At 70.2% G+C, this 14,129-nt stretch carries 12 protein-coding genes and 1 tRNA gene; 4 read left to right on the top strand and 9 right to left on the bottom strand.

Translation table 11 applies throughout. From position 1 onward, the window contains the following. Position 1: 1 nt before the first annotated feature. The 7 genes from pknB to AB0B98_RS04665 are packed head-to-tail and all read right to left on the bottom strand — an operon-like array spanning position 2 to position 9,011. Positions 2-1,825 carry a Stk1 family PASTA domain-containing Ser/Thr kinase gene (gene pknB, locus AB0B98_RS04695; RefSeq protein ID WP_357360912.1) on the bottom strand — a complete coding sequence of 608 codons (1,824 nt, stop codon included), beginning with the start codon at positions 1,823-1,825 and terminating at the stop codon, positions 2-4. Then, complete coding sequence (locus AB0B98_RS04690; protein ID WP_357360910.1) at positions 1,822-3,231, bottom strand: protein kinase; 1,410 nt, start codon at positions 3,229-3,231, stop codon at positions 1,822-1,824. Before AB0B98_RS04690 ends, pknB begins: the two co-directional genes overlap by 4 nt. A gap of 1 nt (position 3,232) precedes the next feature. Beyond that, entirely contained in the window at positions 3,233-4,738 is a 1,506-nt protein-coding gene (locus AB0B98_RS04685) for a penicillin-binding protein 2 (protein ID WP_357360908.1), read from the bottom strand. Then, the gene (locus AB0B98_RS04680) at positions 4,735-6,228 is read right to left on the bottom strand and encodes an FtsW/RodA/SpoVE family cell cycle protein (RefSeq protein ID WP_357360906.1); all 1,494 of its coding nucleotides are present in this window, start codon (positions 6,226-6,228) and stop codon (positions 4,735-4,737) included. The genes AB0B98_RS04685 and AB0B98_RS04680 overlap by 4 nt, the downstream gene beginning before the upstream one ends. A 30-nt stretch (positions 6,229-6,258) precedes the next feature. Beyond that, positions 6,259-7,734, bottom strand: coding sequence for a PP2C family serine/threonine-protein phosphatase (locus tag AB0B98_RS04675; RefSeq protein WP_112583979.1), 1,476 nt, complete (start codon positions 7,732-7,734; stop codon positions 6,259-6,261). Next, positions 7,731-8,216, bottom strand: coding sequence for an FHA domain-containing protein (locus AB0B98_RS04670; RefSeq protein WP_030487599.1), 486 nt, complete (start codon positions 8,214-8,216; stop codon positions 7,731-7,733). The genes AB0B98_RS04675 and AB0B98_RS04670 overlap by 4 nt, the downstream gene beginning before the upstream one ends. Before the next feature lie 6 nt (positions 8,217-8,222). After that, positions 8,223-9,011 (bottom strand): DUF3662 and FHA domain-containing protein, encoded by a 789-nt coding sequence (locus AB0B98_RS04665; protein WP_238669705.1) that lies wholly within the window; start codon positions 9,009-9,011, stop codon positions 8,223-8,225. 206 nt (positions 9,012-9,217) lie between these two features. Between AB0B98_RS04665 and AB0B98_RS04660 the strand changes: the two genes are divergently transcribed. The 3 genes from AB0B98_RS04660 (at position 9,218) to AB0B98_RS04650 (ending at position 11,286) form a co-directional block, all read left to right on the top strand. Then, a tRNA-Leu gene (locus AB0B98_RS04660) sits at positions 9,218-9,303 on the top strand. 64 nt (positions 9,304-9,367) lie between these two features. Continuing rightward, a complete protein-coding gene (locus tag AB0B98_RS04655; RefSeq protein WP_238669704.1) occupies positions 9,368-10,483 on the top strand; it encodes an NAD-dependent epimerase/dehydratase family protein in 1,116 nt (371 codons plus the stop codon). Further along, positions 10,480-11,286 carry a WecB/TagA/CpsF family glycosyltransferase gene (locus AB0B98_RS04650; protein ID WP_357360903.1) on the top strand — a complete coding sequence of 269 codons (807 nt, stop codon included), beginning with the start codon at positions 10,480-10,482 and terminating at the stop codon, positions 11,284-11,286. Before AB0B98_RS04655 ends, AB0B98_RS04650 begins: the two co-directional genes overlap by 4 nt. 66 nt (positions 11,287-11,352) lie before the next feature. Here the strand turns inward: AB0B98_RS04650 and AB0B98_RS04645 are convergent, their stop codons facing one another. Next, complete coding sequence (locus tag AB0B98_RS04645; RefSeq protein WP_238669702.1) at positions 11,353-12,909, bottom strand: S8 family serine peptidase; 1,557 nt, start codon at positions 12,907-12,909, stop codon at positions 11,353-11,355. Positions 12,910-13,126: 217 nt separating this feature from the next. Here AB0B98_RS04645 and AB0B98_RS04640 point away from each other — a divergent pair, with 217 nt between their 5' ends. Then, positions 13,127-13,726, top strand: coding sequence for a hypothetical protein (locus AB0B98_RS04640; RefSeq protein WP_357360900.1), 600 nt, complete (start codon positions 13,127-13,129; stop codon positions 13,724-13,726). Here AB0B98_RS04640 and AB0B98_RS04635 read toward each other — a convergent pair. Next, positions 13,694-14,092 (bottom strand): hypothetical protein, encoded by a 399-nt coding sequence (locus AB0B98_RS04635; RefSeq protein WP_238669700.1) that lies wholly within the window; start codon positions 14,090-14,092, stop codon positions 13,694-13,696. The two genes, AB0B98_RS04640 and AB0B98_RS04635, sit on opposite strands and share 33 nt — an antisense overlap. Positions 14,093-14,129: the final 37 nt, after the last annotated feature.

The following is a 14,129-nucleotide window of genomic DNA, read 5'->3' as shown; positions in this document are numbered from 1 at the left end:
CCTAGTCCTGGGGCCGGCCTGGCGAGGGCGGGAACGGCAGACCGATGCCGCCCGCTCCGCCGGGAGTGGTCGGCGTGCCCGTCGGAGTCCCCGTCGGAGTCCCCGTCGGAGTCCCCGTCGGGTCGGTCTCCGGTTCCGGTTGGCTCACCTTGATGGTCACTCTCGTGCCGGTGGGCTTCTTCTCCTTGCCGTTCGGGCTCTGGTCGGTGACCTTCCCCGCCTGGTCGGCGGGAACCTCCGGCCCGTTCTGCACGACGACAGTGAAGCCGTCGTTCCGGAGGACGCGGGTGGCCTCCTCCTGGCTCAACCCGACGACGTCCGGCACCTCGCGGACGTTGCCCTTCGAGACAGTGAGCGTGACCTTCGTGCCCTCGGGAACGCTCTCGCCCTCGGGCGGGTCGACGCTGAGAACCTCGTCCTCGCTCGCCTCGTCGTTCACCGTCTTGACCTCGTACTTGAGCTTCGCCTCGGTGAGCCGGGCGATGGCGCTCTCCCGCTTGCTGCCCTTGAGCCCGGCGGGAACGCGCACCTCGGGCTTCCCACCACAGATCTGAATGGTGACAGTGCCGTTCTGCTTCACCTGGGTGGTCGGCAGCGGGTTCTGCTGAACGACAGTGCCCTCGGTGCAGTCACTTGCCAGCACCGGGTCACCCACCTGTGCGGACAGACCGGCTTTCTGGATCTCGGCGATCGCCACGTCCCGGGTCTTGCCGGTGAGGGTGGGCACCGACTTCAGGTCGTTGTCCTTCTGCTGGCTCCAGAGCAGTGCGGCGACCAGGGCGATCACCGCCAGTACGCCGACCGCGCTGAACATCGCTATCAGCCAGGAGGACGCCTTGCGCTGGCGGGGGTCGCCCACCCGGGCCGGGATCTGCCCGGTCTGCGGCCCACGGCCGGAAGGCGGATAGCCGCCCCCACCGCCGGCCGGGGCCATCGCCACCGTCTCCGCCTCACGCAGCACAGGGGTGGCCAGCACGGGCCGGCCGGCGGCGGCGCGGAGCAGGTCGGCCCGCATCTCGCCAGCGCTCTGATAGCGGTTGAGCGGGTTCTTCGACAGTGCCTTGAGCACTATCGCGTCGACGGCCGGGGTGACGTCCGGGTTGATGTCGCTCGGCGTCGGCGGCGTTTCCCGTACGTGCTGGTACGCGACGCTGACCGGGCTGTCCCCGACGAACGGCGGGTGCCCGCAGACCAGCTCGAAGAGCACGCAGCCGGCCGCGTACACGTCGGAGCGGGCGTCGACGGCCTCGCCGCGTGCCTGCTCCGGTGAAAGATACTGGGCCGTGCCGATGACCGCGCTGGTCTGGGTCATCGTGGTCGCGCCGCTGGCCAGCGCCCGAGCGATGCCGAAGTCCATCACCTTGACCTGGCCGGTCTGGGTGAGCATCACGTTGCCGGGCTTGATGTCCCGGTGGATGATCCCGTGCCGGTGGCTGAACTCCAGTGCGGCGCACATGTCGGCGCAGATCTCCAGCGCACGGCGCGGTTGCAGGCGCCCCTCGGCGCCGAGGACCTCCTTCAAGGTCCGCCCGTTGACGAACTCCATGACGATGAACGGCAGCGTCTCACCGGTCGGCGCGGTCTCCTCGCCGGTGTCGTAGACCGCCACGATGGCTGGGTGGTTGAGCGAGGCGGCGTTCTGCGCCTCCCGGCGGAACCGCATCTGGAACGTCGCGTCCCGGGCGAGGTCGGTGCGGAGCATCTTGATCGCGACGTCCCGACCGAGCCGGAGATCGCGACCACGGTGCACCTCGGCCATGCCGCCATAGCCGAGCAGCTCGCCGACCTGGTACCTGCCACCGAGCAGGCGGGCCTGCGCTGTCATCGCGTCTGTCGTCCTTCGCTCGTCGTCGCCCCGCCGTCGCCCGGCTGGAGTCGTACCTCCCGACGGTACGACGTCCGGGTCGGATCGTCGCGCCCGTCGAGTCGTAGCGCGCCGGACGTCACGGTGCGCGGCGCCAGCCCGGCGGATACACCGGCCTGCGACTGCTTCCGCAGGTTGTAGGAAATCACGCCAGAGCAGAGCAGGACCAGCACGGCCAGCAGGATGGCGAGGAGCACCCTTCCAGGCCGGGACCGCTGGGGCTGCGGTGACGGTGTCGCCGGGCCGGCCTGCCGGACGTACGCCGGCGGGTGTTCCTGCCGGGGTGGCCCGGACGGCACCGCTGCCGCACCGCGCGGGTAGCCGTTCGGTGCGCCCTGCGGTCGGGCCGGCTGAACGGCCGGCGCGACGGCGGTGGGGCGTGGCTGTTGGGCGGGTGCGATCGCTGTCGGCCTCGCTCCGGCCACCGGTGGGCGGGCAGTCGGCGGACGCATCTGGTGTGCCTGCGGCACCTGGGCCCGACCGGGCGCGGCGGGTGAGGCGGGCGCCGCGGAGACCGGCCCGGAGTTGCTGGCGGCCCGGGCCTGCTGGGAGAGCGCGGCCTTGAGCTGACGGGCGACCCCGGCGAGTGCGGCGGCGCTCGGCCAGCGGGCGGCCGGATCCTTCGCCAACGCCCGTTCGACAAGGGCGCGCACCTGCGGGGGGATGTCGGCGGGCAGTGGCCGTGGCGTCTCCCGGACGTGCCGCATCGCGATGTCGAGGGGGTTGTCGCCCTCGAACGGCCGCCGACCGGCCAGGCACTGGTAGGCGACCACGCCGAGGGCGTACACGTCGGACGCCGGGGTGGCCACGCCGCCGGTGGCCTGCTCCGGCGAGATGTACGAGGCGGTGCCGAGCACCGAACCGGCGGCGGTGAGCTGGCCGACCATGTCGGAGCGGGCGATGCCGAAGTCGGTCAGCACCAGCGTGCCGTTCGGCCGGACCAGCAGGTTGCCCGGCTTCACGTCGCGGTGCACGATGCCCTTCTCGTGGGCGGCGTGCAGCGCGTCGGCGGCCTGCGCGACGAGAGCCATCGTCCGCGCCGGGGTGAGCCGGCCGACCCGGCTCAAGGTGGACGACAGGGCGTCACCCTCGACGTACTCCATGACCAGGAAGGCGATCTGCTGGTCGTTGCCGAAGTCGTAGACGTCCACCACGCCGGGGTGGTTGATGGTGGCCATGGTGCGGGCCTCGCCGCGGAACCGCTCGCCGAAGTCGGGATCGTCGAGCAGGGCGGGGAGCAGGCTCTTGACCGCTACCGTCCGGCCGAGCACCTGGTCGGTGCCGCGCCAGACGTCGCCCATGCCGCCGCTGGCGATCCGCTCGTCGAGACGGTAGCGGTTGCCGAGCTGCACACCGGGGCTGAGCATGTCAGCGACCCCCTGGGTCGGCGATGGCGGCCCGCATGATCTGCCCCGCGATGCGGGCGGCCTCGCCGCTGCCACCGGGGCCAGCCTGCTCCAGCATCACGCAGACCGCGGAGACCGGGTTGCCGTTCTTGTCCAGGGCGAAGCCGATGAACCAGCCGTGGTCGGGCCGGTCCGGGGCGGACTGGGCGGTGCCTGTCTTGCCACCGACCGTGTAGCCGTTGATCGCGGCTTTCCGCCCGGTGCCGTTCTGGACCACGCTGACCATCATCTCGCGCAGGTCGGCGGCGACCTGCGGCTCGACGGGCTGGCGCAGCTCCCGCGCCTTCGCCGTGTAGTAGCTGGTGGTCCGGTCCGGAGCGAGCAGCTGCCGGACCAGGTACGGCCGCATCTGGCTGCCGTTGTTGGCGATCGAGCCGGCGATCATGGCGCCTTCGAGGGGCGTCATCCGAACGTTGTTCTGCCCGATCGAGGACTGGGCCAGCGCGGCCGGGTCGGTGCTGCCGTCCTGGTTCTGCATGGTCCCGGTCCGACTGGCCGCCGTGGGCAGGCCGCCCTCGCCGAGCTGGCCGACGGTCAGGTCCTCCTGCTCGAAGCCGAACTGCCGGGCCTTCTCCTTGACAGTCTCCGCGCCGAGCCGCACGCCGAGCTGGGCGAAGCCGGTGTTGCACGACTTGGTGACCGCCTCCAGCAGGGTGACCTGCCGGGTCGGGCAGATCGACGGATCGGCGTTGCGGATCGGGGTACCCGAGGTGGGCGCGGTGTAGCTGGGACCGGCCGGGATCTGGGTGGTCTTGGTGACGCCGTTCTCCAGTGCCGCCGCGGCAACCACGATCTTGAAGGTGGAGCCCGGCGGCAGCGTCTCGGAGAGCGCCCGGTTCTTCAGCGGACCTTCCGGGTCCTTCTCCAGCTTGTTGTACGCCGCCGCCGCCTCGTTGGTGTCGTGGCTGGCCAGCGGATTCGGATCGAAGCTCGGCATGGAGACCAGCGCCTGGATGGCACCGGTACGCGGGTCGACGGCGATCGCCGCGCCCCGCTTCGCGCCCACCTCGTTGTTGCGCAGCTGGTCGTACGCCACGTCCTGGGCCCGCTTGGAGAGCGTGAGCAGCACGTTGCCGCCACCGGTGTCGTCGCCGGTGAACATGTCCTTCAACCGGTCGCCGATCAGCTGGTCGCTGGTGCCGGCCAGGAAGTCGTTCTCCACCTGCTCGATGCCCTGGTCGGCCAGGTTGACCGGCTTGTAGCCGAGCACATGGGCGTACTTGGCGCCGCTGGGATAGGTGCGCAGGAACTTCAGGTTGCCGGTGGTCTCCTTGCTCGTGGCCACCGCCGTGCCGCCGGCCTCGATGTTGCCGCGCTTACGGTCGTACTCGGCGACCTGGACCCGACCGTTGTAGTCGCTGGTCCGGTATTCATCCGCCTTGTATGCCTGGATCCAGTTGAGGTTGGCGAAGAGCAGACCGAACAGGACCATGACGACGACGCCAACGCGGCGCAGGGGTGCGTTCACGGCTTGATCACCTCCGTGGGAGCACCGTGCAGCTGCTCGGGCGGGCCACCGCTGGGACGGGCCGCCTTGCCGCCGCCTCCTCCGGTCACCGGTCGGCGGGCGCCGTCGGAGACCCGCAGCAGCACCGCGATGAGCAGCCAGTTGGCCATCAACGACGACCCGCCGGCGGACAGGAACGGGGTGGTCTGACCGGTCAGCGGGATGAGCTTGCTGATCCCGCCGACGATCACGAAGACCTGGAGACCGAGGGTGAACGCGAGACCGCCGGCGAGCAGCTTGCCGAACGAGTCCCGTACCGCGAGCGCGGCGCGCAGCCCGCGCTCCACGATGAGCAGGTAGACGACGAGCAGCGCGGAGAGGCCGAAGAGGCCGATCTCCTCACCGATGCCGGCGAAGATGAAGTCGTTCTGCACCTCGGGCAGGATCTCCGGCTGACCGCCGCCCGGCCCGGCGCCAAAGAGGCCGCCCGTGCCCAGGGCCAGCAGGCCCTGCACGAGCTGGTAGCCCTTGTTGGTCGGGTCGGCGAACGGGTCGAGCCAGATTTCCGCCCGCACGTAGAAGTTGGCGAACGGTCCGCCGACAGTCGAGCCGAGGACGTAGGCGAGGTACGCGCCGCCGAAGAAGAGGACCAGGCCGATCAGCAGCCAGCTGACCCGTTCGGTGGCGATGTAGAGCGTCACCACGAACATGCCGAAGTAGAGCAGCGAGGTGCCCAGGTCCTTCTCGAAGACGAGGACCAGCAGGCTGATCAGCCAGACGCCGACCACCGGGCCGAGGTCACGCCCGCGCGGGAAGTCGATGCCGAGGAACCGCCGGCTCGCCAGCGAGAGCACCTCGCGCTTGCGGACCAGGTAGTAGGCGAAGAAGACAAGCAGCGCCAGCTTGGCGAACTCACCCGGCTGGATGGAGAACAGGCCGACATCGATCCACAGCCTGGCGCCGTTCTTCTCGGAGATGCTCGCCGGCAGCACCGCCGGGAGCATCACCAGCACGATGCCGGCCAACCCCAGGGTGTACGCGTACCGGGAGACCGAACGGTGATCGCGCATGATGGCGAGCAGAGCGGCGGCAAGAATCACCGAGAGGAGCGTCCAGGCCAACTGGCGCCCGCCCTGCCCCGCGAAGGTCGCCAGGCTCTCCCGCTCGGCCACCGGGGCGTCGCCCAGGTCGATCCGGCGCAGGAAGCCCACCCCGAGCCCGTTGAGCAGGGCCACCGCCGGCAGCAGAGCCGGGTCGGCGAACGGGGCGAGGAACCGGATGACCAGGTGCAGGCCGAGGAAGACCGCGCCGAGCGCGGCGGCCGGCATCCAGAAGTCCGAGGTGACCGTGTCCAGCAGGTTCGCCTCGACTGTCGCCCCGTACGCGGCCACCAGCGCCATCGCGAGCAACAGCAGGTACAGCTCGGCGTTGCGGCGCGACCGCGCCAGGCGTACGCCGGATTGCTCGCCCGCGGTGGCGGGCGAGGGTGCCGGTGTGGCCGCTACGGTCACGGGTGGAGTCCTCAGGATCTCAGCCGACGCTCACTCAGGAGACCGGCAGCCGGCCGGGTCGAGCGCCGGCGTGGCCGAGTCGGAGGGCGTGACGTCGGGTGTGGTGGTCGCGCCAGCCCCGCCGAGTGCGGTGGTGGCACCGGCGGTCGGGCTTGCGCTGACAACCCCGTTGGGGGTCGGCGACGCGTTGGCGCTCGGGCTGCCGTTCGGGGTCGGCGTCGACCCGACCGGGGTCGGCGTCGGCGTCGGCGTGTTGACCCCGGCGGCGGTCGGGTCGAGCGGGCAGAGCGGCTTCAGGTTGGGGTTGCTCGGCGTGTCGCTGGTCAGCTCGGCGAGCTGACGCTCGGCGTCCGGCTCACTCTTGGCCCGGATGCCGACCTTGACGGTGTCCTGCGCGGCGACAGTGAGGTCGTCCAGGCGGGTGCCGCTGCGGCGGTGCACGCTGGACAGATCCATCCCGGCGATCTGACCCTGGACCCCGCGGAAGACGGCAACCTGGCCCTCTTCGGTGGCTCCCACGTAGTACTGCCGCTGGGTGTACGTCCAACCACCGAACGCCGCACCGCCGACGATCACCAGCAGGGCCAGCGCCATGGCGGCGGTCCGGACCGGGCGTCGCTTCGGCCGGTCGGCGTCATCGTCGGAGGCCGCAGGTTCCTCGGGGGCGGCCGGACGCGGCGCGGAGAGCGCCGAGGCTCGGGCCGCCGGAGTCGAGTCGTCGGCGGAGGTCGCCATGCCCCGGTCCCGGGCGGCGGCGCCGCCCACGATCGGGGTCGCCTCGACGATGTCCTGGTCCGTGGCGTCGGCGATGATCACCGTGATGTTGTCCGGCCCACCGCCGCGCAGCGCGAGCTGCACCAGCCGCTCGACGCACTGCTGCGGGTCGGTGTACTCCCGCAGGGTCTCGCCGATGGTTTCGGCGCTGACCACACCGGACAGGCCGTCGCTGCAGATCAGGTACCGGTCGCCGGGCATGACCTGGCGGACCGAGTATTCCGGGTCGATGTCCCGACCGTCGAGGGCACGGGTGAGCAGCGACCGCTGCGGGTGACTGCTCGCCTCCTCGGCGCTGATGCGGCCTTCGTCGACCAGCATCTGGACGTAGGTGTCGTCCTTGGTGATCTGCGCGAACTCGCCATTGCGCAGCAGGTAGGCCCGCGAGTCGCCAATGTGGACCATGCCCAGCTTGCTGCCGGTGAAGAGGGTCGCCGTCAGCGTGGTGCCCATCCCCTCCAGCTGTGGGTTGGCGTCCACCGTGTCGCGGAGTTGTTGGTTGGCGGTGCCCACTGCCGAACGCAACGCATCGACGAGAGCGTCCCCCGGGACGTCCTCGTCGAGCGGCGCCATGGCACCGATGACGATGTTGCTGGCGACGTCACCGGCGGCCATACCGCCCATGCCGTCGGCAACGGCGAGTAACCGCGGCCCGGCGTAGACGGAGTCTTGATTGCCGTCTCGGATCAGACCGCGGTCGCTGTGGGCCGCATAGCGCAGGGTCAGAGTCATGGCCGTAATTCGAGGGAAGTGCGGCCGATCCGGATCGGCACGCCGAGGGGGACGGGGGTTGGTCCGGAGACCTTAGCGCGATCGAGGTACGTGCCGTTAGTCGAGCCAAGGTCCTCGACGTACCACTGCCCCTCACGCGGCACGAGCCGGGCGTGTCGCGCGGAGGCGTAGTCGTCGGTGATGACCAGGGTGGAGTCCTCAGCCCGACCAATGGTGATCTGCGCTTCACCGAGAGTGATTTTGGTGCCGGCCAGCTGACCGGCCGTCACCACCAGCTGGTGCGCCGCTCTGCCCCGCTTCACCTTCGCTGGCTTGGCCGCCTGCCCCGTCGAGGCGCCCACCGCGCGTGGCGCGGCCACCAGACGACCCGACCGGGCGCCCGCGAAGAGGTCCCGGCGGATCACGCCGACCACAGTGAACACGAAGATCCACAGCAGGATCAGGAACCCGAACCGGGCAACGGTGATGACCAGTTCCGGCAAGGCGGGTCAGCCGTCCACGCGGAAGGTCAGCGTCGTCGTCCCGAGCTGGACCATGTCACCGGGGTTGAGCGCGACGGCGGAGACCCGCTGCCCGTTCACCATGGTGCCGTTGGTCGAGCCGAGGTCGGTCAACACGACCTGGCCACCGTCGAAATCCAGCCGGGCGTGTCGCCGGGAGATGCCGACGTCGGGCAGACGCAGGTTGGCCTGGTCGCCGCGACCGATCACCGTCGACCCCATCTGGAGGGGGTAGGTGCGACCGTCGCCGGAGACCAGCCGCACGTTGCGACCGCCACCGTGCCCGGGCGGCGGGCCGTAGCCACCGCCCTGGTCGTACGCGGGGTAGGCGGGCGGGCCGGCGTCGTAGCCGGGCGCCGACACCGGGGCGACCTCGCCGCCGGTGTAGACCTCGGCCGTGACACGGAACATGCCCGTGTCCAGACCCTCGCCTCGCTCGATCTCGACGATCACGTCGCCGTAGACCGTCCACGCCTGCTCGCCGATGAACTCCGCCTGCGACTGGGCCAACTCCTGGGCCAGCGCGGCGGCGTACGGCGCCAGCCGGGTGTGGTCGAACGGCGAGAGATCGATCACGTAGCGGTTGGGCACCAACGTGCGCCCACCGGCCAGGATCGCCTTGTGCGCCTCGGCCTCCCGCTGCATGGCGTTGAGGATCTCCACGGGGTGGACCACCCCTTTGAAGACCTTGGCGAAGGCCCCTTCGACCAGGCCTTCCAGACGCTTCTCGAAGCGTTGCAGCACGCTCACCGGCTCCTCCTCGGGTCCCGAGGACATGATGGTATCCGGCCGGCGCGCGCGCAGCTCACACGCCGCTCGGCCGGCTGGTCTCGACCCGTTCGGAAGGGCCGGGACTGTCGTGCTAATCTTTCGTCCGCCACGAACGGTAATCGCTCGTGGCGAGCGTCAGGGACAGCGTAGTATTCCCGAGGCCCGTTGGAGACGGCGGGGCCGGGCGGCTAGAGTGTTCCGGGTTGTGCCACGGGGATGTGGCGGAATGGCAGACGCGCACGGTTCAGGTCCGTGTGCCCGAAAGGGCGTGGGGGTTCAACTCCCCCCATCCCCACCACCGACGAGGGCTCCGCTTCATGCGGGGCCCTTCCGTCATATCGGGGCGTGCTGGACGTCACGCTATGCTCCGATGGATTCTGCCTCCAATGGACCAGGAGTGGCGTGTGAGTGTCGCGTTGGTGACAGGGTCGGGTGGTCTGATCGGCTCCGAAGCGGTTCGGCATTTCGCCGGCCTCGGTCTGGATGTCGTCGGCATCGACAACGACATGCGCCGGTACTTCTTCGGCGAGGACGGCTCCACCTCGTGGAGCCTGGAACGGCTCGGCCGTGATCTGGGTAACGCGTATACCCACTTCGCGGTGGACATCCGGGACCGGGACGGCCTGGAGCAGGTGTTCAAGAAGTACGGCAAGGACATTGCCGTGGTGATCCACAGCGCCGCCCAGCCGAGCCATGACTGGGCAGCCAAGGAGCCGTACACGGACTTCGACGTGAACGCCGGCGGCACGCTCAACATGCTGGAGAACACCCGCCGGCACGCCATCGACGCGCCGTTCATCCACTGCTCGACCAACAAGGTGTACGGCGACCGGCCCAACAGCCTGCCGCTCATCGAGTTGGAGACCCGGTACGAGCTGCCCGAGGACCACCGCTGGTACCAGGGCATCACCGAAGAGATGTCGATCGACCACTCGCTGCACTCGGTCTTCGGCGCCTCCAAGGTCGCCGCGGACGTGATGGTCCAGGAGTACGGGCGCTACTTCGACATGAAGACCGCCTGCTTCCGGGGCGGCACGCTGACCGGCCCGGCGCACTCGGCGGCCGAGCTGCACGGGTTCCTGGCCTATCTGATGCGCTGCGTCATGGAGGGCCGGACGTACAACCTCTTCGGTTACAAGGGCAAGATGGTCCGGGACGCGATCCACTCGCATGACGTGCTGACCGCGTTCGAGGCGTTCTTCCGGGCCCCGCGATCCGCCGAGGTCTACAACCTCGGTGGCGGCCGGCACTCCAACACCTCGCACATCGAGGCGTTCCGGATCGCTGAGGAGATCACCGGCCGCGAGGCGCGGATCAACTACGTCGAGCAGAACCGCACCGGCGACCACCAGTGGTACGTCAGCAGCATGGCCCGGTTCGAGGCGCAGTATCCGGACTGGAAGATCACTTACGACGTGCCGATGATCCTGCGGGAGATCTACGAGGCCAACGTGGACAAGTGGGTGGCCCAGCCATGAGCGCCCGGACGAAGCGCAACGTGCTCGGCGTCCTCGTCGACGCCACCGACTACGCCACGGCGACCGATGCGGTGGTGACAGCGGCACACGAGCGGCGTCCCCTCGCGCTGACCGCGTTGGCGGTGCACGGTGTGATGACCGGGGTGCTCGACAGTGCGCACAACGCGCGGCTCAACTCCTTCGACGTGGTCACGCCGGACGGGCAGCCGGTGCGGTGGGCGCTGAACCTGCTGCACCACGCCGGGCTCAGCGACAGGGTGTACGGGCCGACCCTGACCCTGCACGTGCTGTCGCGCTTCGCCGACGAAGGGCTGCCGGTCTACCTGTACGGCTCGACCGAGGAGACCCTCGCCCGGTTGATCCCGGCTCTGGAGCGGATGTTCCCGGCGCTGAAGATCGCCGGGGTGGAGCCGTCCAAGTTCCGTGCCGTCCAACCCGGTGAGGACGCCGAGATCGCCGACCGGATCCGGTCCAGTGGCGCCCGGTTGGTGCTGGTCGGGCTCGGCTGCCCGCGCCAGGAGGTCTTCGCGTACGCCATGCGGCCGCTGCTCGACATGCCGCTGATGGCGGTCGGCGCGGCCTTCGACTACCACGCCGGGCTGCTGCGCCAGCCCCCGCCGTGGATGCAGCGCGCCGGTCTTGAGTGGTTCTGGCGTCTCGGTCTGGAGCCGAAGCGGCTCTGGCGTCGCTACGTCATCCTCAACCCGGCCTACCTGAGCCGGCTCGCCGCGCAGAAGATCGGCCTGTGGAAGGCCCGCCCGCCGGCCCCGGCCACCGAGCGGCCGGCCACCTTCTCGGTCTGAGCCCGATCTGTACGACGCGAGGCCCCACCCGGCGTGCCGGGTGGGGCCTCGGTCGTCAGGGACCGGTCAGACGGTCAGGGTCCAGGTGTTGATGTAGCCGGTGTCGGCCGAGTAGGTGTCCCGCACCTGGAGTCGCCAGATGCCGTCGGCGGCCTCACCTGACACGTTGACCGTGTACGTGGCGTTCACGTTGTCGGCGCTGTCCGAGGTGCTGCTGTTCTTCAGCCGGTACGAGCTGCCGTCCGGGGCGAGCAGGTCGATGACCAGATCACCGCGGTAGGTGTGCACGATGTTCACCGCCACTGTGGAGGTCGAGGAGGCGTTACGACCGCAGCCGGAGATGGTGATCGAGCTGGTCACCGCCGAGCCGGCGTCCGGGATCGACACGTCGGTGCCGTTGGTGCCGGTGCAGCCGGTGGGCGGCGGCGGGGTGCTGCCGGTGCCCACGTAGAGCAGCAGGTTCGGCGAGCCCGAGCCGGGGTTGCTCACCACGTTGGGCGTGGCGTTGGCCACCAGTTGGTTGCGGACCTGAGCCGGGGTCCAGCTCGGGTTGGCGCTGGCCACCAGGGCCGCCGCTCCGACCACGTGCGGGGTGGCCATCGAGGTGCCGCTGATCGTGTTGGTGGCGGTGTTGCTGTTGTACCAGGCCGAGGTGATCGACGAGCCGGGGGCGAAGATGTCCAGGCAGGTGCCGACGTTGGAGAACGACGACCGGGCGTCCGAGCTGGTCGTCGAGCCCACGGTGATGGCTTCGGTGGTACGCGCCGGCGAGGTGTTGCAGGCGTTCGCGCCGTTGTCGTTGCCGGCCGCCAGGCCGTACGTGACACCCGAGGCGATCGAGTTGCGGACGGCGTTGTCCAGTGAGCTGTTCGCGCCGCCGCCGAGGCTCATGTTCGCCACCGCCGGCTTGATCGCGTTCGCGGTGACCCAGTCGACGCCGCCGATCACACCGGCGTTGGTGCCACTGCCGGAGCAGTTCAGCACCCGTACGCCGACGAGCTGGACGCCCTTGGCCACCCCGTACGTGGATCCGCCGACAGTGCCGGCCACGTGCGTGCCGTGCCCGTTGCAGTCGTCGGCCGACCCGCCGTCCACGGCGTCGTAGCCGGAGGTGGCCCGGCCGCCGAAGTCGTTGTGGGAGAACCGGATGCCGGTGTCGATGATGTAGGCGTGCACGTTGCTCGCCGTGTTCGGGTAGGTGTAGGAGCTGTCCAACGGCAGGTTGCGCTGGTCGATCCGGTCGAGGCCCCAGGAGGGCGGGTTGGCCTGCGTGCCGGAGATCGAGACGGTGTGGTTCTGCTCGACGTACGCCACAGCCGGGTCGGCCGCGATTCGCGCCGCCGCGCTCGCGTTCACGGTGACCTCGAAGCCGCGCAGCGCCGCGCCGTAGGTGCGGGCCACAGTGCCGCCGTGGCGGCCGGAGAGCCGCTTCGCGGTGTCGCCGACCCGGTCCCGGGCGACCGCGCTGTCCTTGAGTACGACGATGTAGCTGTCCGGCACGGCGGTGGCTCCGCCGGCGGCCCGAACCACACCCACGGGTTCGGCGGCCAGGGCCGGGGTACCGACGGCCAGCACTGTCGCCGCAGCCACCCCGATCAGTACGGACCTTCGTGGAAGACCCATTTCCTACCTCCCTCTGACCGGCGGTGGAACGTGACCACCGGTCCCAACATCAATCGACACTCGCCGATCTAGCTGAGGGTAAGTCAGCCGTCGGGCAGTTGAACATGTCGAAACGGCCATAACCTTCAAGTGATGACCCCCTACGGGCCCGGCGTCCGGGGCGAACGGGGGACGCGCCCGGATTCGCCTCACCGGGATTCGGGAAAGACTCTCGAACATGGAGAGTCAGCTCACCATCCTGCTCCCGGTTGCCGCCGTCTGGCTGGCCGCCGGCGTCGTTGCCGACGGCCTTCCCCGGCTGCGCAACACCCGCATGCTGCGTCGGCGTACCGGATGGTTGCTGGTGCTGGCCCTCAGCGGCGTTGCGCTCACCGCGGCCGTGCTCGGCGGCGGACTGCTCAGCGCCGGCACCGAGCCGGTCGACCGGGCCGCCGCCGGGCTCACACTGGCCGCCGGCCCGGCGCTCGTGGCGACCGTCTGCTCGGTACGACGGATCCGCCGGCTGTGGGCCGGCGCGGGCGCGTTCGCCAGTGCCCCCGCCACCCCCGCGCCACACGGGCTGCGCGCCGCAGCGGCCCACCCGCTCGTCGGGCTGCCACTACAGGTCACCGCCCTGGCCACGGTGCCGGCGTTGATCGCCGCCGCCGGCACCGACCTCGGAGCCGACCCCGGCGTCACCGGGCCGGCGATCACAGTAGGTGCGCTCGCGGTGATCGCCATCGGGGTCCGGCACGCACTGCGGCACAACCGCTTCGCGGAGCGGGCCCAGCCCGCCGTCGCAGGGTCAACGCGGGCGGCTGGCGCTCTGCACGTATAGCAGTTCCAGGATCGACCTGGTCGCCTCGAACCAGCGGTCCAGCCAGTCCTGCGAGGGCACGGTGCCCTTCGGCGGCAATTCCATCAGCAGACCACGCAGCAACGGGTGGTCCGCCAGGGACTCGGGCCGCTCCATCGGCCAGCCCGTCGGCGGGAACGACGGCTCGATCAGCGGGTTCGGGTCCAGTGAGGGCAGCGATAGCGGAGGATCCGTCGTCTCGGAGGCACCCTCCCGCCCGCTCAACTCCTGGTCGGTCGAGACCACCTCGGTCAGAACCGTGTCCCGACGAGCGCCGCGGTACTTGCCACCGAACCGCTCCGGCTTCGCCGGACCGGTGGTGAGGTTGTCTGAACCGATCGTCGTCATCCGTCTCGCCTACTCGCTCGGTTGCGGGTCGGTGCGG

The organism is Micromonospora sp. NPDC048947 (assembly GCF_040649495.1).
Taxonomy (GTDB): domain Bacteria; phylum Actinomycetota; class Actinomycetes; order Mycobacteriales; family Micromonosporaceae; genus Micromonospora; species Micromonospora alfalfae.
The sequence above is the reverse complement of the archived record's forward strand: the minus strand, read 5'-3'. Positions and strand labels throughout refer to the sequence as shown.